The 19,742-nt window shown below is 71.3% G+C and carries 17 protein-coding genes and 4 pseudogenes; 6 read left to right on the top strand and 15 right to left on the bottom strand.

Features of this window, described 5'->3' with window-relative positions:
- The 3 genes and pseudogenes from ACIBBH_RS28105 to ACIBBH_RS28095 all read right to left on the bottom strand — a co-directional run.
- Positions 1-570, bottom strand: a 570-nt coding sequence (locus tag ACIBBH_RS28105; protein ID WP_399409250.1) for an NACHT domain-containing protein, incomplete at its 3' end; no start/stop codon positions are given.
- Positions 571-863: 293 nt separating this feature from the next.
- Positions 864-953, bottom strand: a pseudogene (locus ACIBBH_RS28100) (helix-turn-helix domain-containing protein); the annotation flags it as partial.
- Positions 954-1,239: 286 nt separating this feature from the next.
- Positions 1,240-2,037: an MBL fold metallo-hydrolase gene (locus ACIBBH_RS28095; RefSeq protein WP_399409248.1), complete on the bottom strand. Its 798-nt coding sequence runs from the start codon at positions 2,035-2,037 to the stop codon at positions 1,240-1,242.
- Positions 2,038-2,115: 78 nt separating this feature from the next.
- Between ACIBBH_RS28095 and ACIBBH_RS28090 the strand changes: the two genes are divergently transcribed.
- A complete protein-coding gene (locus ACIBBH_RS28090; RefSeq protein ID WP_399409246.1) occupies positions 2,116-2,763 on the top strand; it encodes a TetR/AcrR family transcriptional regulator in 648 nt (215 codons plus the stop codon).
- Positions 2,764-3,092: 329 nt separating this feature from the next.
- Here ACIBBH_RS28090 and ACIBBH_RS28085 read toward each other — a convergent pair whose 3' ends face one another.
- Positions 3,093-3,311, bottom strand: coding sequence for a DUF2399 domain-containing protein (locus ACIBBH_RS28085; RefSeq protein WP_399409259.1), 219 nt, complete (start codon positions 3,309-3,311; stop codon positions 3,093-3,095).
- 769 nt (positions 3,312-4,080) lie between these two features.
- Between ACIBBH_RS28085 and ACIBBH_RS28080 the strand changes: the two genes are divergently transcribed.
- Together ACIBBH_RS28080 and ACIBBH_RS28075 are read left to right on the top strand one after the other, a co-directional pair.
- On the top strand, positions 4,081-4,473 hold the full coding sequence (locus ACIBBH_RS28080) for a hypothetical protein (protein ID WP_399409244.1): 393 nt from the start codon (positions 4,081-4,083) through the stop codon (positions 4,471-4,473).
- A gap of 5 nt (positions 4,474-4,478) precedes the next feature.
- Positions 4,479-4,972: pseudogene (locus ACIBBH_RS28075) on the top strand (nucleotidyl transferase AbiEii/AbiGii toxin family protein); the annotation flags it as partial.
- Positions 4,973-5,345: 373 nt separating this feature from the next.
- Here ACIBBH_RS28075 and ACIBBH_RS28070 read toward each other — a convergent pair.
- Positions 5,346-6,674 (bottom strand): class I SAM-dependent RNA methyltransferase, encoded by a 1,329-nt coding sequence (locus tag ACIBBH_RS28070; RefSeq protein WP_399409242.1) that lies wholly within the window; start codon positions 6,672-6,674, stop codon positions 5,346-5,348.
- A gap of 102 nt (positions 6,675-6,776) precedes the next feature.
- Positions 6,777-8,831, bottom strand: coding sequence for an APC family permease (locus ACIBBH_RS28065; protein WP_399409240.1), 2,055 nt, complete (start codon positions 8,829-8,831; stop codon positions 6,777-6,779).
- 521 nt (positions 8,832-9,352) lie between these two features.
- Here ACIBBH_RS28065 and ACIBBH_RS28060 point away from each other — a divergent pair.
- Positions 9,353-10,024, top strand: a complete 672-nt coding sequence (locus ACIBBH_RS28060; RefSeq protein ID WP_399409239.1) for an NAD-binding protein — start codon at positions 9,353-9,355, stop codon at positions 10,022-10,024.
- Positions 10,024-10,695 carry a potassium channel family protein gene (locus ACIBBH_RS28055; RefSeq protein WP_399409237.1) on the top strand — a complete coding sequence of 224 codons (672 nt, stop codon included), beginning with the start codon at positions 10,024-10,026 and terminating at the stop codon, positions 10,693-10,695. Before ACIBBH_RS28060 ends, ACIBBH_RS28055 begins: the two co-directional genes overlap by 1 nt.
- A 78-nt stretch (positions 10,696-10,773) precedes the next feature.
- Here ACIBBH_RS28055 and ACIBBH_RS28050 read toward each other — a convergent pair whose 3' ends face one another.
- From ACIBBH_RS28050 to ACIBBH_RS28015, 8 genes and pseudogenes are all read right to left on the bottom strand, one after another.
- Complete coding sequence (locus tag ACIBBH_RS28050; protein ID WP_399409235.1) at positions 10,774-11,565, bottom strand: DUF3159 domain-containing protein; 792 nt, start codon at positions 11,563-11,565, stop codon at positions 10,774-10,776.
- Between the two features lie 3 nt (positions 11,566-11,568).
- The gene (locus ACIBBH_RS28045; RefSeq protein ID WP_399409233.1) at positions 11,569-11,967 is read right to left on the bottom strand and encodes an OB-fold nucleic acid binding domain-containing protein; all 399 of its coding nucleotides are present in this window, start codon (positions 11,965-11,967) and stop codon (positions 11,569-11,571) included.
- 56 nt (positions 11,968-12,023) lie between these two features.
- A complete protein-coding gene (locus ACIBBH_RS28040) occupies positions 12,024-12,710 on the bottom strand; it encodes a response regulator (RefSeq protein WP_399409231.1) in 687 nt (228 codons plus the stop codon).
- Positions 12,707-15,261 (bottom strand): annotated as a pseudogene (locus ACIBBH_RS28035) (ATP-binding protein). The gene ACIBBH_RS28040 and the pseudogene ACIBBH_RS28035 overlap by 4 nt, the downstream one beginning before the upstream one ends.
- A 186-nt stretch (positions 15,262-15,447) precedes the next feature.
- Positions 15,448-16,132, bottom strand: a pseudogene (locus tag ACIBBH_RS28030) (ABC transporter ATP-binding protein).
- 230 nt (positions 16,133-16,362) lie between these two features.
- Complete coding sequence (locus tag ACIBBH_RS28025) at positions 16,363-17,130, bottom strand: DUF3710 domain-containing protein (RefSeq protein WP_399409229.1); 768 nt, start codon at positions 17,128-17,130, stop codon at positions 16,363-16,365.
- A gap of 1 nt (position 17,131) precedes the next feature.
- On the bottom strand, positions 17,132-17,701 hold the full coding sequence (gene dut / locus ACIBBH_RS28020) for a dUTP diphosphatase (RefSeq protein WP_399409227.1): 570 nt from the start codon (positions 17,699-17,701) through the stop codon (positions 17,132-17,134).
- Positions 17,698-18,282 carry a PaaI family thioesterase gene (locus ACIBBH_RS28015; protein WP_399409225.1) on the bottom strand — a complete coding sequence of 195 codons (585 nt, stop codon included), beginning with the start codon at positions 18,280-18,282 and terminating at the stop codon, positions 17,698-17,700. The genes dut and ACIBBH_RS28015 overlap by 4 nt, the downstream gene beginning before the upstream one ends.
- Before the next feature lie 58 nt (positions 18,283-18,340).
- Between ACIBBH_RS28015 and ACIBBH_RS28010 the strand changes: the two genes are divergently transcribed.
- Positions 18,341-18,805: a DUF3093 domain-containing protein gene (locus tag ACIBBH_RS28010; RefSeq protein WP_399409223.1), complete on the top strand. Its 465-nt coding sequence runs from the start codon at positions 18,341-18,343 to the stop codon at positions 18,803-18,805.
- Positions 18,806-18,827: 22 nt separating this feature from the next.
- Here ACIBBH_RS28010 and ACIBBH_RS28005 read toward each other — a convergent pair whose 3' ends face one another.
- Positions 18,828-19,736, bottom strand: coding sequence for a hypothetical protein (locus ACIBBH_RS28005; protein ID WP_399409220.1), 909 nt, complete (start codon positions 19,734-19,736; stop codon positions 18,828-18,830).
- Positions 19,737-19,742: the final 6 nt, after the last annotated feature.

The raw sequence follows: 19,742 nt of genomic DNA, 5'->3' as shown, positions 1-19,742 counted from the left end.
AACGACAGACTGGTGAAAGCCACACCCGGCACCCCTGGGTGAGCCAACCCTACGAATGGCTCGCTCAGCCCGATCAACAAGGTAGGGACTGGTGAGCAGCAGCGGCAGGGTGCCGGCGTTGAGGGCATTCAGCGCGGGGCCGCGCAGACCACGGGCGATCTCGTCGAAGCCGTCGAGCACCGGGAGCACGCGGCCGGAGTCGACCAGCGCGGAGGCCAGACTTACCCCATGGGGGCCTCCGGCGGCCAAAGCGGGGTGATCGCGGATCAGCTGATCGGTCAGCCAATCCCGCAGGGTGAGGGCGGTGGGGTCCCATGTACCGATTCTGAGGACCACCGGAACGGGCTCGCCGGGAGTCCACGACTTCAGGTGGTCGACGACGAAGCGCAGGGCCAGGACCGTTTTCCCGGAGCCCGGCCTGCCCAGCACCACCAGTCGCCTGGACGGAATCCGCCGGTACGTTTCCGCGATGCCGCCCAGTTGGCCGTCCAGGTCAAGAGGGCCGGCCGTGCCTCCCGTGGGTAGTCGGTGGACGTTGGCCCAGTGGTCGGTCTGCGCCTCGGAGGCCACCTGCCAGCGAACCGGCAGCGGGAACGGATCCTGGATCTGCAGGCCCCGTCCTCCCGCTGCCAGTGAGCGGCAACCGCCTTCGCGAGTAGCTGGGTTGCGTCCGACAGTGCGTCATGCGCGGCCGACGTCGGCTGTCCCGAAGCCGACAGCTGCGAGCCCGGTTCCTCCGGACGCCGCTCCTTGGTGGCGGCCCGGCCCCGCTGGTCCGGGTCCCGGGGAACGGCGGCACCGAGTAACTCCTCGCGATCCTCAGGCCGCAAGGCGAGCGCGTCGGCCAGCTGCCGCACCGTGATCATTCCCGGGTCGAGGCTCTTGCCGGTCTCCAGGCCGCGGAGGGTACTCACGCTCACCCCGGAACGCCGCTCCAGCTCCTCCAGGGTCACCCCCGCCCGGATCCGCAACTTGCGCAACACCGCGCTGAACTCACTGGCCACGGTGACGATCCTTCCCGCGGGCAAATCGCCATTTCCCACGTAGCCGCCGTACAGGACCGCGACGACGGGCGCGGCGGCCGCCTGCGGGTCCAGCGTGGTACCCCGGAGCGCCGAGCTCACGCCCCCCTCTGGGAAGACCTCGGCGAGGCGCTCACGGCGCCAGGCCAGGGTCTCGTCGGCTCCGATCGTTGCAGCCGGACGGTCCGGCAAGCTGCCGGGGGCAGCGGGGCGGCGTTCAGAGAGTCAGTTCTTCACCAAGCCCCGGGGTGAGGACCTCGTAGGGCTCGCCGGCGGCGGCGTCGAGGAAGCGGGCGAGCTCGTTGGGCTGGGTGGTGTAGAAGCCGTCGGCGTGGAAGCCGTCGTAGTGGATCGGGATCGCGGTCCTCGCCTGGAGGAGGCGGGCGGCGACGGCGGCGTGCCGGGCGTCGAGCGAGGCCGGATACGGGCTCGGCGGCTGGCAGTGCGGGAAGCAGACGGTCGGTCCGTTGATGGGCGTGAGGACGGCGTCGAAAGGGCCGTAGCGGTGGGCGGCCCGCCACCAGTAGCCGTGGAACATGGTGTCGCCCAGGTGGATCACCCGCTTGCCGTCGGCTTCGACGGCCCAGGAGACCTGGGGGTCGCCGAGGGTGTCCACGGCCGGGACGGCCGCGATGGTGAACGGCCCGATCGTTGTGGTCTGCCACAGGCCCATGGCTTGCCGGGGCAGGTCGTGGGCGGTCAGTTCGGCCTCGGCCTTGAGCGTCCACAGGTTCTCGTGGTCGTCGCCGCCGAAGGACTCCGGGTGCAGGACCGTTCCGTCGGGCCGCAGCGCGCGGGCCAGGGCGCCGGCGTCGGTGTGGTCGCGGTGGAGGTGGGTGCACAGTCCGGCGAGCACCTGTCCTTCCGCGTGCGGTGGTACGACCTTCGGCAGGGGCACTCCCGAGAGCGAGGTGCCCTCCAGGGCGCCTTCGGGTCGCCCGAGCAGGTCGATGACCAGGCTCTCGCCCTGTGCTTCGAGTTCCACTCCGGCCCAGCCGAGCCAACGGACACGCATGTGAAGTCCTCCCCATCGGAGATTTACCGTACGATCGTTCGCCAAAATAGCAGACGATCGATCGGTAAGATCAAGGCCATGAGGAAATCGGCCGAGGAGGCCCGGCGCACCCGGGAACGCATCGTCGGCGCCGCGGTGACCCAGGCGTCCAGCCTTGGGCTGTCCGGACTGACCATCGGCGCGCTGGCGGAGACGCTCGACATGAGCAAGGCCGGGGTGGTCGGCCCCTTCGGCTCCCGTGCCGAGCTCCAACTCGCCGCCTTGAACAGGGCGGTGGAGATGTTCACGGCGGCGGCGGTGGCGCCCGGCCGCGCCACCGGCCCGGGCCTGCCGTGCCTGCACGCCGTGATCGACGCCTGGTGCGCCTACCTGGCCGACAGCCCGTTCCCCAACGGCTGCTTCGTCACGGCGGCGTCCTGCGAACTCGACGGACAGCCGGGCGAATTGCGCGCCCGGCTGTACGACGCGGTGACCCGCTGGCGGAGCTTCCTCGCCGAACAGATCACCACCGCCCAGACCGACGGCGACCTCGACCCGGACCTCGACCCCGAGGACCTCGTGTCCCTCCTGACTGGCCTCGCCATGGCCGCCAACCAGGAGATCCAACTCCTCGGCGACGAGCGCGCCGCCTCCCGCGCCCGCCGCCTCATGCGCACCGCGCTGGCCGGCCACCGCGCGAGGCCGGCCACTCAGGGGGCGATCAAACCGGACCGGGCGACGGCATGATCGGCGAGACGCCGCAAAGGATGCCGTCGAACCACAGCAGGCCCACGCCGGCGACGGTGAACGTCCTGGGCCGACCCCTTTACTTCAGGTAGAACGCCTCCAAGCCGTCGGCGTTGGAATTGTGGATCACATCCCGGCGCCAGCCGACCCGCTCAGAACCTCAGGAATCAGAGAACTCGCAGGTCAGAGGCTCTTCGCGGCAGGCTCAAGAATCGCCACGCACTCCACGTGCGAGGTCATCGGAAAGATGTCGGCCTGAGTAAGTCGTGGAAAAGCCCAGGTCAGAGCAGCTTTCTCGGCTCGCCGACAGCGTGAGGGCGCCCAGAGCGTCAAATGAGCGTCACGACTGGCCGGACCAGCTTCCTCAACGAATCGCTTCGGCCCGGTCCGCCAACAGGACGCCAGCCACCAGTTCCTCGACCACGACGGTTGCCGTGTTCGGCCATGGCACGGGTCAGCTCTGGGCCCCAGGGAGACTGGGTGAGGCGGCCGGGCTCAGGTCCGTGCGGTGTGCGGGCGACCGCAGCCCGGTAGTCCGCCGCCGTCATGCGCAAGGGGCGAGCCGGCGTCTTGTCCCAACCGCTGGGCACCCGTCCTCGGCGCGGCAGGCGCGTCACCGTCATCAAGAGCTCTCCGGATCTTGTCGCTTTCTTCGGGACGACTGCGTGGCGCCGGAATCCCTACTCCTCCGTGGTCGCGCAGGAGCGCCGACCGGAGAGCTCCTCCCTGCGGTGAGTGGCCTTACGGCGTGCGGCTCGCGGGCCTCGATTCCCTCGGTCCCGGGGATGGGGTCGGTCTGTAATGGTGCCGGCGCGGAACGACGGGCGGTGTCCGGGACCGGCAGGACGTTCCGACGTTGCAACTCGGTGATGCTGACCAGCGGTGCCATGAGAACACGGTCGAGCAGCTCGTACTGAGCCGACTGCAGCTCGACCAGATGCCACAGGACGGCCAGCACGTATTGGAGTTCTTCGCTCCAGGCAGGGTGCCACCGGTCGGGCCGGATGTGGTCCAGCTGGCTGACGGCTCTGCGAGACGGCAGTCCCGTCCTGCGTTTCAACCAGCCGTCGAGAACGTTCTGTCCGCTGACCTGGTAATCCCGCATTTGTTGATGCTTGCCGCCATACGCATCAACCCGCTGAACGAACGACCCCCGAGGACGGGACCAGCACGCCCGGCGGACTGCCAGGAGTCAGCACCGCTCACGGGAGAGCAGACTGCGGCAACCAGCTCACCGGAGGATCCGCCCCCGTTCGCTCCGGACGCCAGCTCGCACATCATGACCCTCGCAACGTCTCCGGCCGCCATAATGGAGTCATGCCCTCCAGCCCACAGCACCCCGCACCCACCCCGAGGGACGTCTCGGGCGCGGACGCCGAGGACCTCGCGCTGTACCGGGAGAAGTTCCGCCGCCGTCTGCCGGAGTCGCTGGACGATCTGCGCGGGCCGACCCACGGTGTCGTGGATCTGCCGCTGCACATGGCCTGGTCCGGGATGACCTCGTACGACCTGGGCAAGCCGCGCCAGCGTATGGGCCTGTACCGCACCGTCCTGCACGAGGGCCTGCACGACGACCTGCCCCGCTACCTCAACCAGGACCTGCTCCTCCAGCTGTGGCCGGTGCTGCGCACCCTCGTCGGCCGCACCGTGCGCGCCGTGTGGGAAGACGCCTTCCCCCAGCTCGCCTCCCGCACCCGGGCAGCCGCGTGACGGACATGCCGGAGCTGCACACGCGGCTCCTGGCGGACGTGATCGCGCTCGGTTCCCCGTATCCACTGGTTCTCACCGGTGGATACGCCGTGCGGGCACCCGCCTCGTGAACCGCCCCAGCCAGGACCTCGACGTCGCCACCGAGAACCCGGCGCCCATGGCCGACATCGCCGCCACGCTCCGCGCCGGCCTGGAAGCCCGCGGCTGGAAGGTGCACGCGCTGGAGACCGCCCCGCTGTCCGCTCGCTTCACCGTGACCGACCCGGCCACCGGGCAGGAATGCGAAGTCGACATCCTCAAGGAGATCTTCTGGCGGCCGGTCGCCCAGAGCCCGTACGGGCCCGTCCTCGCGGAGGAGGACGTGATCGGGACCAAGGTCCGCGCCCTCGCCGACCGCGGAGCGCCCCGCGACCTGATCGACGTGTTCGCAGCCTCCCGCCGCTGGACCGATGCCGAGTTCGAGGAGTTCGGCCGCCGCCACGCCCGTGGCCGCTTCGAGCGGCGGCCGGCCAGGATGGGACGCAGCCGACGTCTGGTACGGCGTCCCACCCGCTGTCGGTGACGTGAGGTGGTTGGCCCCGAACGGTGGCCGGCGTTCGGGCGCGCCAGCGCCGCCGACGGTCCCCGCCGAGCGGCGGCTTGCAGAGGGCCGCGGAGGTCCAGCGCATGCAACCCACCCACCAACACGGGGGGCTTTTTTCACTGAAGAGCCAACCATTCCCCTACCGCTGCAGGCGACCTGACCAGCGCCCCAAACACGCCTGACGCCCCATCAGAACCAGCGTCAATGAGCGTCACGAGCGTCATTTCAGCGTCAGGATATCGCCGGTAACGCCCCCACCGCACATAATGTGCACGCACAAAACCGCAGGTCAGGAGCCCTTCGCGGCCGGTTCAAGAATCGCCACGCACTCCACATGATGCGTCATCGGAAACAGATCGAACGCCCGCAACGTCCGCACCCGGTACCCCCCGTCCCGGAAGTACGCCAGGTCCCGCGCCAGCGCGGCCGGATCGCACGCCACGTACGCGATCCTCCGGGCCCCCAGCGACGCCAGATGCTCCACCGTCCTGCGGCCGGCCCCCGCTCGCGGCGGGTCGAGGACGATCAGGTCGACCTCGGTGATGCCGGTGCGCGGGAGGACGGACTCGACCTTGCCCTGTTCGATGCGGACGCGGGGGAAGTCGGCGAGGTTGTGGCGGGCGTCCTCGACCGCCCGCTTGCCGGACTCGATGCCGAGGACCGCGCCGGCCTCGCCGAGGCGGTCGGCGAGGGCGCCGGCGAAGAGGCCGACGCCGCAGTAGAGGTCGAGGGCCATCTCGCCCTTGCGAGGCAGCAGACCCTGCATGACGGCCGTGACCAGTGTGTCCGCGGCCTTCGGGTGGACCTGCCAGAAGCCGCCGGCTCCGACGCGGTGGGTACGGCCGTCCGCGCGTTCGCGGACGAAGGGGCGGCCGTGGACGCGGTGGACGCCGCCGGACCTCTCGTCGACCCGGACGACGGACACGGGCTTGTCCAGTTCGACCAGGGGCAGACGGGCGCCGGGGCGCGGGGTGAGGATCACCTGGCGGTCCTGGGAGCCGGTCGCCGCGATCGCCTCGACCGCGTCCATGCCGGTCCAGTCGCGCTTCTCGATGCCCAGTTCGCTGACGCCCTCGGCGGCGATCATGCAGTGGTCGATCCGCTCGACCTCGTGCGAGCGGTGGCGACGCAGACCGGCGTGACCGTCGGGGGCCACCGCGTACTGCACCCGCGTCCGCCATTGCGGCACCTCGCCGGCCGGCAGCTTGTCGCCCTCGGCGGGCACGACGGTGCCGTCCCAGCCGGCCTCCTCCGGGGTGAGGCCGGCCAGCCGCTGCAGCTGCTCGGCGATCACCTCGGCCTTGAGGCGGCGCTGGGCGCCCGGCTTCGCGTGCTGCCAGTCGCAGCCGCCGCAGCGGCCGGGACCGGCGTAGGGGCACGGGGCGTCGATGCGGTCCTTGGAGGCGTCGAGGACTTCGACGGCGTCCGCGCGGAGGAAGCGAGCGCCCTCCTCGCCCTCCGTCACCCGGGCCAGGACCCGCTCGCCGGGCAGCGCGTGCCGGACGAACAGGACCTGGCCCTCGGACGTACGGGCGATGCAGTGCCCGCCGTGGGCGACGGGGCCGATCTCGACCTCGTACTCCTCCCCCACCAGCGACTTCTTCGGTTCTGCCTGCATGGTGGGGTGACTCCAGATCGAGAAGCGGGGGGCGGCCCCCGTACGGGGGCCCGACAACAGCCCACCAGTCTACGTGCCGCCGCACGGTCCTCGCCGCGCGCGTCAGTCCTTCCCGCTGGGCTCCTTCTCGCGCGCCCGCTGCTCGGCCGGACCGCGGCGCACCGCACCCGGCGCGCTCCACTCCTGCCGCCTGCGGGCCCGGTTCCGGGCCGCCTCGGAGGACTCCAGCTGGTACGGCACCGAGGTCACCATGACGCCCGGGGTGAACAGCAGGCGGCCCTTGAGCCGCAGGGCGCTCTGGTTGTGCAGCAGGTGCTCGTACCAGTGGCCGACCACGTACTCGGGGATGATCACGGAGACCGCGTCGCGCGGGGACTCCTTGCGCAGGCTCTTGACGTACTCGATGATCGGCCGCGTGATCTCGCGGTAGGGCGAGTCGAGCACCTTCAGCGGTACGTCGATGCCGCGCCGCTCCCACTCCTCGCGCAGCGCCTTGGTCTCGGCCGGGTCGACGTTGACGGTGAGCGCCTCCAGAGTGTCCGAGCGCATCAGCTTGGCGTAGGCCAGGGCGCGCAGGGTGGGGCGGTGGATCTTGGAGATCAGGACGACCGAGTGGACGCGGGACGGCCGTACGCTGTCGTCGCTCGGGCCCTCGGGGGCCGCGATCTCCTCGGCGACGCGGTCGTAGTGCTTACGGATCGCGGTCATCGTCGCGTAGAAGATGCACATGCCGAGCAGGGCCACCCAGGCGCCGTGCGTGAACTTCGTGACGAGGACGACGACCAGCACCAGGCCGGTGAAGAAGGCTCCGAAGGCGTTGATCGCTCGGGAGCGCATCATGCGGCGGCGCTTGGCCTGGTCCTTCTCGGTGGCCAGGTGGCGGTTCCAGTGCTTGACCATGCCGGTCTGGCTGAGCGTGAAGGACACGAACACGCCGACGATGTACAGCTGGATCAAGCGGGTGGAGTCGGCGCCGTAGATGACGACCAGCAGGGCCGCCGCGCCCGCGAGCAGCACGATGCCGTTGGAGAAGGCGAGGCGGTCGCCTCGGGTGTGCAGCTGGCGCGGGAGATAGCGGTCCTGGGCAAGGATCGAGCCGAGGAGGGGGAAGCCGTTGTACGCCGTGTTGGCGGCCAGGAACAGCACCAGGGCGGTGGCCGCGGCGAGCACGATGAACAGGAAGCTGCCCTTGCCGAACACGGCCTCGGCGACCTGGGAGATCACCGGGTTCTGGACGTAGCCGGAGCCGAGCGCGGCGCCGTTGTGGATCAGGTCGGTGGCCGGGTTCTCGGCCATGCGGACCTTGGTCACCATGGCCAGGGCGATGATGCCGCAGAACATGGTGACCGCCAGCAGGCCCATCATCGCCAGCGTGGTCGCGGCGTTCTTCGACTTCGGCTTGCGGAAGGCCGGGACGCCGTTGGAGATCGCCTCGACGCCGGTGAGGGCGGCACAGCCGGAGGAGAAGGCACGCAGCAGCAGGAAGACGAGGGCGAAGCCCGCCAGGCCCTGGTGCTCGGCCCTGATGTGGTAGTCGGCCGTGGGCGCCCGCATGGTGTCGTCGAGGACCAGGCCGCGGAAGGCACCCCAGGCGACCATGATGAAGACGCCGCCGACGAAGACGTACGTCGGGATGGCGAAGAGCTTGCCGGACTCCTTCACGCCCCGCAGGTTCATCAGCGTCAGCAGGAGGATCACGGCGGTCGCGCAGGACACCTTGTGCTCGACGACGAAGGGGACCGCTGAGCCGAGGTTCTCGATGCCGGAGGCGATGGAGACGGCGACGGTGAGGACGTAGTCGACGAGCAGCGCGCTGGCGACGGTGAGACCGGCCTTGGGGCCGAGGTTGGTGTTCGCGACCTCGTAGTCACCGCCGCCGCTGGGATAGGCGTGCACGTTCTGGCGGTAGGAGGCGACCACGGTGAACATCAGCACCACGACCGCGACCGCGATCCAGGGGCTGAAGTGGTACGCCGACACGCCCGCGATGGACAGGACCAGCAGCACCTCGCCGGGGGCGTACGCCACGGAGGACAGCGGGTCGGAGGCGAAGACGGGGAGTGCGATGCGCTTGGGCAGGAGTGTTTCACCCAGCCGGTCACTGCGCAGTGCGCGCCCGATCAGGATCCGTTTGGGCACGTCGGTCAGTTTGGACACGACAGAGGATGGTAGGCCTTCGAACTGGCTGTCGCCCACCCGCCGTCCCGCTTATGCCTCACGAGTGAACTCACAGACGCTTGGAACTACGGATTCCGTGGTCCGCGTGCCCGCCGTGCCCAGATGGCAAACATCGCCCTGTCGCCGGGCCTCGGAGGCCCAATGCCCGCGACCGCAGAGCTGATCGGCGCAGTCACCGCGCTCGTCGGCCTCGCGACCTGATCCTGAGGAGAGTGCGCGGCATCACGCGCCGGTGACCGATCTCTTGGGCATTCCTTTGGCCAATTCTTGGGCCGTTTTTGCCGAGCGGCCGGCTGCCGGTGCCTGACGTTACCGTGGAGTCGGGCACTGGAGAGCCGCGATCGGTACCCACGGGGGATCACCGGCGGGAATCCCCGGCATGATGTTGCCCGGCGGACCCGGAACGGGTCCCCCACCCGTTGCCCGGCGAGCCCGAGAGAAGGATATGAGCACGAAGTTCACGCAAGTCAGCGGCCTCACGAGGAGTGCGGGGTAGGACCGTGCACATCGTCATCATGGGCTGCGGAAGAGTGGGCTCCGCTCTTGCCCAGACCCTGGAACAACAGGGCCACACGGTCGCCGTGATCGACCAGGACCCCACCGCCTTCCGCCGGCTCGGCCCGGGATTCGGCGGGCGCCGGGTCACCGGCGTCGGATTCGACCAGGACACGCTGCGCGAGGCGGGCATCGAGGAGGCCGGCGCCTTCGCCGCCGTCTCCAGCGGTGACAACTCGAACATCATCTCCGCGCGCGTGGCCCGCGAGATGTTCGGCGTGGAGAACGTGGCGGCCCGTATCTACGACCCCCGCCGCGCCGAGGTCTACCAGCGCCTGGGCATCCCCACCGTGGCCACGGTCCGCTGGACCGCCGACCAGATGCTGCGCCGCCTGCTGCCCGCCGGGGCGGAGCCGCTGTGGCGCGACCCGACCGGCGGCGTCCAGCTCGCCGAGGTGCACGCCTCGCCGAAGTGGGTCGGGCACAAGATCAGCAAGCTGCAGGAGGAGACGGGCGTCCGCGTGGCGTTCCTGACCCGCCTGGGCGAGGCCATCCTGCCCACCTCGCAGACGGTGCTGCAGGAGGGCGACCTCGTACACGTGATGATGCGGTCGGACGACGTCGAGAAGGTCGAGGCGGCGTTCGCCGGGGGCCCGGAAGAGGAGGGCGGTCACTGATGAGGGTCGCCATTGCCGGTGCCGGCGCGGTCGGCCGCTCCATCGCGGGCGAGCTGCTGGAGAACGGCCACGAGGTTTTGCTGATCGACAAGGCCCCGACCGCCATCTCGGTGGAGCGGGTCCCGCAGGCGGAGTGGCTGCTGGCCGACGCCTGTGAGATCACGTCCCTGGACGAGGCGGCGCTCCAGCGCTGCAACGTCGTCATCGCCGCGACCGGCGACGACAAGGTCAACCTGGTCGTGTCGCTGCTCGCAAAGACGGAGTACGGCGTTCCGCGCGTCGTGGCCCGCGTCAACAACCCCAAGAACGAGTGGTTGTTCAACGAGGCCTGGGGTGTGGATGTCGCCGTGTCGACTCCCCGCCTGATGTCCGCCCTGGTCGAGGAGGCGGTGAGCGTCGGTGACCTGGTCCGCCTGCTCCGCTTCAGCCACGGCGACGCCAACCTCGTCGAGCTGACCCTCCCGGAGGAGTCGGCCCTGGCCGGCACCCAGGTCGGCGACGTCGAGTGGCCGGAGGACACCTCTCTGGTCACCATCATCCGCGGCACCCGCGTCCTCACGCCGTCCAAGGAGGACTCCCTGGAACCGGGCGACGAGCTGCTGTTCGTGGCCGCACAGGCCCGGGAGGAGCAGCTGGAGGACCTGCTGTCGGTGCGGCGGGAGAGCACCTGACGGTTTCGGGTTACGAGGACGGGGGCGCCCGGAGATTTCCGGGCGCCCCCGTCCTCGTACCTGGGACTGTCCGGCCGTCTACGCCTCGCGGCGGTGCCGGCCGCCGTTCGACGCCTCGCCCCGCTCCGCCGCCGACGCGGCCTTCCTCTCCTGCTCGGCCTTCTCCTCGGCCTCCATCTCCGCGAACACGTCGATGGGCGCGGGCGCCTTGGCCAGGAAGACCCACGTCAGCCACACGGCCAGCAGGAAGGGAGGGATCTTCAACGCCACCAGCACCCAGCCGAGCTGCGCCGTGTCGGCCCACCAGTACAGCGGGAAAAGGACCGCGCACTTGGCGAGCAGGATCAGGCCCCAGGCCCAACTGGCCTTCGCGTAGGCCTTCTTGCGGCCGGGGTTGCGGGTGCGCCAGGAGAGGTTCTCCTTGAAGACCGGGCCGAGGATCAGGCCGATCAGGGGCACGCCGGCGAGGGTGGTGATGATGTACGCCAGGGCCAGGCCCAGCGTGTAGAGCATGCCGGGGAGGTAGAAGTCCTTGGCGTTGCCGGTGAACATCGCGAAGACGACACCGAAGGCGACGCCGAAGACACCGCTGAAGGCGTGCTTGACGGTGTCCTTCATCGCCAGCCGGACCACGACCAGGGACAGGGACACGGCCAGCGCGGCGATCGCCGACCAGTGCAGGTCCTTGTTGATCGTGAAGATGGTGACGAAGAGGAGGCCGGGCAGGACCGTCTCGACCATGCCCCGGACACCGCCGAACGCCTCGAACAGCGCGGCCTCGGTCACCGCCCGCGTGTCGTCCGCCCGCCCGTCGTCCGTCCGAGCGCCGTCCGCAGCTGTGTCTCCGGTCGGCTTGTCGAGTGACGTCACCGGCTACTCCCGTCCGAGGGGTCGCAGTTCGTACTTGGGGTTGAACAGCACCCGGCGGCCCCGGCTCATCGAGATCCGGCCCGATGCGATGAGCTTGCGCCCCGGTTCTATCCCCACGATGGAGCGCCTGCCCAGCCACACCACGTCCAGCGCGGCGGAGCCGTCGAACAGTTCGGCCTCCAGGGCCGGGACTCCGGCGCGTGGCCGCAGGGTGACCGTGCGCAAGGTACCAGTTACGGTGACGATCTGCCGGTCATGGCAGTCACCGATCCGGATGCAGCCCGTGGTGTCGGCGTCCTCCCTGAGCTCCTCGGACTCCAGGTCCTCCTGGGACGAGGACAGCCGGTCGAGCATGCGCCGGAACCGGCCGGCCGGCTTTTCGGATCGAGGAACACCAGTCATGTCTGAAGCGTACCGGGGTGCCCCGGCACCGACGCACCCCCGGCCCGGCCCGCGCCTCACTTCTCGAACCGGTACCCCATCCCCGGCTCGGTGATGAAGTGCTTCGGGTGCGAGGGGTCCGCCTCCAGCTTCCTGCGCAGCTGGGCCAGGTACACGCGCAGGTAGTTCGTCTCCGTTCCGTACGACGGCCCCCACACCTCCTGCAGCAGCTGCTTCTGGCCGACCAGCCGGCCGGTGTTGCGGACCAGCACCTCCAGCAGGTGCCACTCGGTGGGCGTGAGGCGGACGTCCTTCCCGCCCCGGTTGACCTTCTTCGCGGCCAGGTCGACGGTGAACTGCTCGGTCTCCACGGTGGTCACGTCGTCCTCACCGGACCCGACGGGCTCGGTCCTGCGGACGGCGGCCCGCAGCCGGGCGAGCAGTTCGTCCATGCCGAAGGGCTTGGTGACGTAGTCGTCGGCGCCCGCGTCCAGTGCCTGGACCTTCTCGTCGGAGGAGTGCCGGGCCGACAGCACGAGGATCGGCACCCGGGTCCAGCCGCGCAGGCCCCTGATGACCTCGACGCCGTCCATGTCGGGCAGCCCCAGGTCGAGGACGACCACGTCCGGGTGGCGGGAGGCGGCGAGGTCGAGGGCGGTCCTGCCGTCGGGCGCGGCGTCGACCTCGTAGTTGCGGGCCTTGAGGTTGATCACGAGGGCGCGCGTGATCTGCGGCTCGTCGTCGACGACAAGCACCCGGGTCATGAGACCTGCCTTTCCGGTGGTGCGGTGTCCTCCCCCGCGGGGAGGAGCTCGGGACGCGGTCCTGCCGCGCGGAGGCTGAGGACCATGGTGAGGCCGCCGCCGGGCGTGTCCTCGGCGTTCAGGGTGCCGCCCATGGCCTCGGCGAAGCCGCGCGCGACCGCGAGGCCGAGGCCGGCGCCGGCGCCGCGCGGGGCGTCGCCGTAGCGCTGGAACGGCTCGAAGATACGGTCCTTGGCCTCGTCCGGGACGCCGGGCCCCCGGTCCACCACGCGCACCTCGACCCGGTCGGCGACGGCGCTGGCGGCGACCAGGACGGGCCGGTCCGGCGGGCTGTACTTCACGGCGTTCTCCACCAGGTTGGCCACCGCCCGCTCCAGCAGCCCGGGGTCGACGGCGACCATGGGCAGGGTCTCGGGGACGTCCAGCACGGCGCTGTCCTCGGGCACGCCGCCCAGTGCCATCGGGACCACCTCGTCGAGGTCGATCTCGCGGATGAGCGGGGTGACCGTGCCGGTCTGCAGGCGGGACACGTCGAGCAGGTTGCCCACCAGGTGGTCGAGCCGGTCGGCGCCCTCCTCGATGCCCGCCAGCAGCTCCGCCCGGTCTGCCTCGGACCACGCCACGTCGTCCGACCGCAGCGAGGACACGGCCGCCTTGATGCCGGCCAGCGGGGTGCGCAGGTCGTGGCTGACGGCGGCCAGCAGCGCCGTGCGGATGCGGTTGCCCTCGGCCAGCGCGCGGGCCTGGGCGGCCTGCTCCCGCAGCCGCGTGCGGTCCAGGACGACGGCGGCCTGGGCGGCGAAGGCGGCCAGCACCCGGCGGTCCTCGGCGGGCAGTACGCGGCCGGTCAGCGCGAGCGCCATGTGGTCCCCGACCGGCATGTCCACATCCGCCTCGTCGGGCCTGTCCACGGGCCGTCCGGTGCCCACCCGGCCGGCGCACGTCCACGGGTCGACGTCGCTCGCCCGCTCCAGCAGGGCCGCCGACTCCATCCCGAAGGTCTCCCGGACCCGCTCCAGCAGTTCCTCCAGGCCGGTCTCGCCGCGCAGCACGTTGCCCGCGAGGAAGGAGAGGATCTCCGACTCGGCGCGCAGCCGGGCCGCCTGGTGCGTGCGCCGGGCCGCCAGGTCGACCACGGAGGCCACGGACATGCCGACGGCGACGAAAATCACGATGGCGACGATGTTCTTCGGGTCGGCGATCGTCCAGCGGTGCAGGGGCGGTGTGTAGAAGTAGTTCAGCAGCAGGGAGCCCACCGCGGCCGAGGCCAGGGCGGGCAGGAGCCCGCCGAGCAGGGCCGCGGCCACCGTCAGCGTCAGGAAGAGCAGCATGTCGTTGGCGAGGCCCAGGTGGACGGTGTTCAGCAGCACCACCGCCACCGCCGGGCCGGCCACGCCGACCAGCCAGCCCCACACGACCCGCGACCGGCCGAGCCGGGCGCCCCGGGCCACGGGCAGTCCGCGCCCCTTGGCGACCTCGTCGTGGGTGACGATGTGCACGTCCAGGTCGGGACCGGAGTCCGGGCGACCGTGGCGCCGACGCCGGGCCCGAAGACGTACTGCCAGGCCTTGCGCCGGGAGGAGCCCAGCACGATCTGGGTGGCGTTGACCCCGCGCGCGAAGTCCAGCAGGGCGGCGGGTATGTCGTCGCCGACGACGTGGTGGAAGGTGCCGCCGAGGTCCTCGACGAGGGTGCGCTGGACGGCGAGCTCCTTGGGGGAGGCCGAGGTCAGCCCGTCGCTGCGGGCGATGTAGACGGCGAGCACCTCGCCGCCGGCGCCCTTCTCGGCCAGCCGGACGGCGCGCCGGATCAGCGTGCGCCCCTCCGGTCCGCCGGTCAGGCCGACCACGATCCGCTCCCGGGAGCCCCATATCGCCGACACCCGGTGCTCGCTGCGGTACTGCTTCAGGTACTCGTCGGCCCGGTCGGCCACCCACAGCAGCGCCAGCTCGCGCAGGGCGGTGAGGTTGCCCGGGCGGAAGTAGTTGGACAGGGCCGCGTCGACCTTGTCCGGCTTGTAGATGTTGCCGTGGGCCATGCGCCGGCGCAGCGCCTCGGGCGACATGTCGACCAGCTCGATCTGGTCGGCCCGCCGGATCACCTCGTCCGGTACGGTCTCCTGCTGCCGCACGCCCGTGATGGACTCCACGACGTCGCCGAGCGACTCCAGCTGCTGGATGTCGACCGTGGAGACCACGTCGATCCCGGCGGCGAGCAGCTCCTGCACGTCCTGCCAGCGCTTGGCGTTGCGGGAGCCGGGGATGTTGGTGTGGGCGAGCTCGTCCACGAGGGCCACCCGCGGGCGGCGCGCGAGGACGGCGTCCACGTCCATCTCCGTGAACCGGCCGCCCCGGTGTTCCAGCTCCCTGCGCGGCACCCGTTCGAGCCCGTGCAGCAGCACCTCGGTACGCGGCCGCTCGTGGTGCTCGACGAAGGCCACCACGCATTCGGTGCCCCGCTCGATCCGGCGGTGCGCCTCGGACAGCATGGCGCAGGTCTTGCCCACGCCGGGCGCCGCGCCGAGGTAGATCCGAAGCTTGCCGCGTGCCATGGCCCCATTGTCTTCCGGTGACTGCCGCCTACGCAGCGTCGACCCTACGGCCGGCGAAGCGGGCACATGGGGTGGAGCGGTGCGTGGGGCATCTTCGACGCGACTCTGACGGGGGGAGCGGCGGATGTCCACCGGGCCGGTCGACGCAGTGGCCGAAACCGTGGTGCGGGTGGCCACACCCGTCGGTCACCCCTCGGTGATCTCTCCGTCGCTCAGCTCCAGCACCCGGTCGGCCAGGTCGAGCAGCGTCGCGTCGTGCGGGTCGACCAGCGCGGTGACCTTCTCGGTGTGGACGACGGCCCGCAGCAGTTCCCTCACGGCGTGACCGGTGTCGGCGTCCGGCTGGGCGGTCGGCTCGTCAGCGTGAGCGGGGCGGGGCGGCTGGCGACGGCGCGGGTGATGGCGACGCGCTGCTGTGGCCGCCGGAGAGCTCGCCGGCCGCTGGGCCGCGTGGTCGGCGAGGTACACCAGGGACAGCGGCAGCCCGACGCGTTCCTCACGCGCGCGGGGCCCGGCTCAGCCGCAGCGGGACGCCGCCGTTCTCGGCGGCGGTGAGGATCGGCTGAGCCCGAAGGACTGAAAGACGAAGCCGATCCGGTCCCGGCGCAGGGCGAGCCGGCCGCTCTCACCGAGTTCCGCCAGGTCCTGCCCGTCGACGGCGATGCGGCCCCGGTCGGGTGCGTCGAGCCCGCCGACGATGTTGAGAAGGCGTGGTGTTGCCGGACCCGGAGCGCCCCTTGAGGGCCACGAGTTCACCGCGCGGGACCTCGAAGGACACACCGGGCAAGGCGTGTACAGCGGCGGCTCCGTGGCCGTAGGACCTGTGGACGTTCTCGAGGCGCACCATGGTCTCGGTGACCACTCGGCTCATGTCGCCTCCCCGTGGACCGGGCGCCGGTATCGCCGCCGGACGCCCGGCGGTTCAACGGCTCGCGCGGGAGAACGCGCGAGGGGCCGCATCCCGGACGGATCCGGGTGCGGCCCCTCGCGTGTGCGTCTGGGGCTGCCCGGCGGGTCATGCCGCAGACGCGGGGCTCGGCACACCCATCCGCGTCGACGAGGCGCTGCCCATTTTCCTGCGACTTGATCCGCCGGCAAGCCCTAGCGGACCTCGGTGATCTCCGGGCCGCGCTGCAGATGCCCCATGCCGCCGGAGAAGCGGGAGGCGCCCTCCTCCTGCTGGAGGCCCTCGGGGACCATCTGGGCGTCGTTCGGCAGCTTCAGGACGATCGGGTCGCGGGGCGCCATCGGGCCCTCGCCGCGGACCACGACCGTGTCCCGGAAGATCTGCTCGAGCAGCCCGGCCGCCTGCGGCTGCACCGCGCCCTGGCCCGAGATCACGCCGCGCAGGAACCAGCGGGGACCGTCCACGCCGACGAACCGCACGACCTGGAAGCCGCCCGTGCCGTCCGGCAGCTGCACCGGCACCTGGGCGCGCAGCTCCCAGCCGAGCGGGCCCTCGACCTCGTCGACGATGCCACCCTGCTGGGTGATGCCGGCCGCGATCTCCTCGCGTACCTCGCCCCAGATGCCCTCGCGCTTGGGCGCGGCGAAGGCCTGCAGCTGGATGGCGCTGTCACGCAGGACGACGGTCGCCGCGACGATCGCGTCGCCCGCGACCTCGACGCGGAGCTCCATGCCGTCGACGCCCGGCACGAACAGCCCGCCGAGGTCCACGCGGCCCTCACCCGGGTCGCGCACCTCGGTGCTGTCCCAGGGCCCGTCGGGCCGCGGCTCCGGCTCGAGCCGGACGCGCTCGCGCTCGGCCTCTTCTCCCTCGTCCGCCTCGGTGTCGACGTTGTCGACGACCTGCTCGGCCTCGCCGGCCGCGTCCTCGGCGGCACCCTTCTTCTTGCGACGTCCGAACACGTCACTGTCCTTCCCGGTCGGATACGACCGAAGCGTATCGATACCCACCCGTCCGGCCGCCCTCGGCGGCCCGACCGCTTGTGCCGCTCTCGCCGCCCACCGCGGCATGGCCACCGGTGGACCCGAAGCCCCCTTCGGCCCGCGCCGAGCCGGGAAGTTCCGCCACCTCCTGGAAGCGGACCTTCTCGACCTGCTGGACGACCAGTTGGGCAATCCGGTCGAAGCGCTCGAACCGCACGGTCTCGCGCGGGTCGAGATTCACCACGATCACCTTGATCTCCCCACGGTACCCGGCATCAACCGTCCCCGGGGCATTCACGAGGGCGACACCGCAGCGGGCGGCGAGACCGGATCGAGGGTGCACGAAGGCCGCGTACCCCTCCGGGAGCGCGATGGACACTCCCGTGGGCAGTACGGCGCGCTCACCGGGCCCGAGTGCACAGGCCTGAGTCGTCCGCAGATCCGCCCCGGCGTCGCCGGGGTGCGCGTACGCAGGAAGCGGTACGCCGGGGTCGACGCGCCGGATGAGCACCTGCACGGGGGCCCGGTCGGCGGGGGTCGCGGGGCTCACGGGTTCACCTCGAAGGCGCGGGCACGCCGGATCCGGTCGGGGTCGCTCATGGCGGCCTGGATCTCTTCCCTGCGGCCGTGTTCGACGAAGTGGTCGACCTTCACCTCGATGAAGAGCGCGTCCGTGCGGACGGCGACGGGGCCCTCCGGGCCGCCGATCCGCCCGGTGGCGGTGCAGTAGATCTTCCGCCCGGCGACGGCGGTCACCTCGGCCTCCAGGTGCAGCGTCGTCCCCACCGGTACGGGCCGTACGAAGTCCGTCTCGAGCCGCCCCGTCACGGCGATGGTCCGCAGCAGCCAGTTCAGCGAGCCCAGCGTCTCGTCCAGGGCGGTGGCGAGCACCCCGCCGTGCGCGAGGCCCGGTGCGCCCTGGTGGGCGGGCCGCACGGTGAACTCGGCGGTGAGGGAGACGCCCTCGCCCGCGCGGGCCGCGAGATGCAGCCCGTGCTGCTGCTCGCCGCCGCAGCCGAAGCACTGGCCGTAGTGCGCACCGAGGAGCTCACCGGGCGCGGGAGCATCGGGGTGCCGAACCGGTTTCACGGCGTCGGCCGGGGGCTGAAGAGCTGCGGAACTACCACTCACAGCCGCAGACCTTACCCGTGCGTCGGGGGTGTCCGTTCACCGTGCCAAGCTTGGTTCCATGCAGCTCTCCGCCGCCCCGTACGACGAACGCCTCACCGCCCCCCGCTCCTGGTGGCTGATCAGCTTCCTGGTGGGGGTCTCGTTCGCCCTGATCCTGCTGCCCTTCGGCCCCCTGCCGCTGCTCGGCGGTCTGGTGGGCGGCACGGCGGCGGCCGCGGTCTGCGCGAGTTCCTACGGCTCGATCCGGATCCGCGTCGTGGGTGACTCCCTGATCGCGGGCGAGGCGAAGATCCCGGTGTCGGCGCTGGGCGAGTGGGAGGTCCTGGACCAGGAGGAGGCCCGCGCCTGGCGCACCTACAAGGCCGACACCCGCGCCTTCCTTCTGCTGCGCGCCTACATCCCCACGGCCCTGCGCCTCGAGGTCACCGACCCGGACGACCCGACCCCGTACCTGTACCTGTCGACCCGGGACCCGGAAGGCCTCGCTGCCGCGATCGAGGCGGCGAGGCAAGAGGCGGCATAGCCCCGGCTCGCGGGGAATCCCGTCAGTCCCCCAGCCCCTCGGCCACGTCCCCCATCGACAGCGGACGCGCCGGAGGCTCCAGCGGGGGCAGTCCGACGAGCGCGTCCCACGGAACCTGGATCTTCCGCAGGTCGGCCCGGATGCGTGCCGCCAGTTTCCTGGTGTCCCGGCGGTTGAGTACCGCGCCGACGGCGGCGCCGACCATGAAGGGCATGAGGTTGGGCAGGTTGCGGACCATCCGCTTCATGATCTGCTGGCGCAGCTGACGCTTCATCCGGCCGCCGAGGGCCGTGTCGATCGTGGACGGCTTCATCACGTCGATCCCGCGCTCCTCCGACCAGGAGGACAGATACGCGGTACTGCGGTCCTTCAGACTGCCCGGCGGCCGTACGCCGTACACCTCGTAGAGCTCGGCGATGAGCTTCAGTTCGATCGCCGCGACCCCGGTGATCTCAGCGGCCAGCTCGGTGGGCATCGCGGGCGGCACCGGCAGCATCGCCGCCGCGCCGATCCCGGCACCGACCGTGGAGGTCGCGTTCGCCGCACCCGCCACGAGCTTGTCGGCGAGCTGTTCGGGCCCGAGGCCCGGGAACTGTCCGCGCAGCGTCGCGAGGTCGCGTACGGGGATCCGCGGGGCGATCTCGATGATCCGGTCGGTCAGGTACGACAGACCCGCCCGGGCGCGGCTGCCGCCCTTGCGGACGCCTTCCCGGGCCTTCTCCCGGATCACCGCGGCCCGTCGCCGGGCGACAGGGGCGGGCTGCTGGGCCGGCGACGGGCGGTCACCCCGGCCGGCCGCTGGTTCGAGCGAGGCTCCCTTCCCGGGTGAGCCCCGCTCGTCGTCACGTGCGCCGTGCGGGCCGTCGGACGGCCCCTGGTCCGCTCCCCGAAGGTGGAAGCGGCGCTTCCGAGGAGGGGTCGAGCCGGTCACGGCCGA

Source organism: Streptomyces sp. NPDC051636 (assembly GCF_044453765.1).
Taxonomy (GTDB): Bacteria; Actinomycetota; Actinomycetes; order Streptomycetales; family Streptomycetaceae; genus Streptomyces.
This window is presented reverse-complemented; position numbering and strand designations above follow the sequence as displayed.

Bases quoted from the DNA above. Each gene is read 5' to 3' on its own strand.
- ACIBBH_RS28095 (WP_399409248.1), bottom strand. From the start codon at position 2,037: ATGCGTGTCCGTTGGCTCGGCTGGGCCGGAGTGGAACTCGAAGCACAG.
- ACIBBH_RS28090 (WP_399409246.1), top strand. From the start codon at position 2,116: ATGAGGAAATCGGCCGAGGAGGCCCGGCGCACCCGGGAACGCATCGTC.
- ACIBBH_RS28085 (WP_399409259.1), bottom strand. From the start codon at position 3,311: ATGACGGCGGCGGACTACCGGGCTGCGGTCGCCCGCACACCGCACGGA.
- ACIBBH_RS28080 (WP_399409244.1), top strand. From the start codon at position 4,081: ATGCCCTCCAGCCCACAGCACCCCGCACCCACCCCGAGGGACGTCTCG.
- ACIBBH_RS28070 (WP_399409242.1), bottom strand. From the start codon at position 6,674: ATGCAGGCAGAACCGAAGAAGTCGCTGGTGGGGGAGGAGTACGAGGTC.
- ACIBBH_RS28055 (WP_399409237.1), top strand. From the start codon at position 10,024: ATGAGGGTCGCCATTGCCGGTGCCGGCGCGGTCGGCCGCTCCATCGCG.
- ACIBBH_RS28045 (WP_399409233.1), bottom strand. From the start codon at position 11,967: ATGACTGGTGTTCCTCGATCCGAAAAGCCGGCCGGCCGGTTCCGGCGC.
- ACIBBH_RS28040 (WP_399409231.1), bottom strand. From the start codon at position 12,710: ATGACCCGGGTGCTTGTCGTCGACGACGAGCCGCAGATCACGCGCGCC.
- ACIBBH_RS28010 (WP_399409223.1), top strand. From the start codon at position 18,341: ATGCAGCTCTCCGCCGCCCCGTACGACGAACGCCTCACCGCCCCCCGC.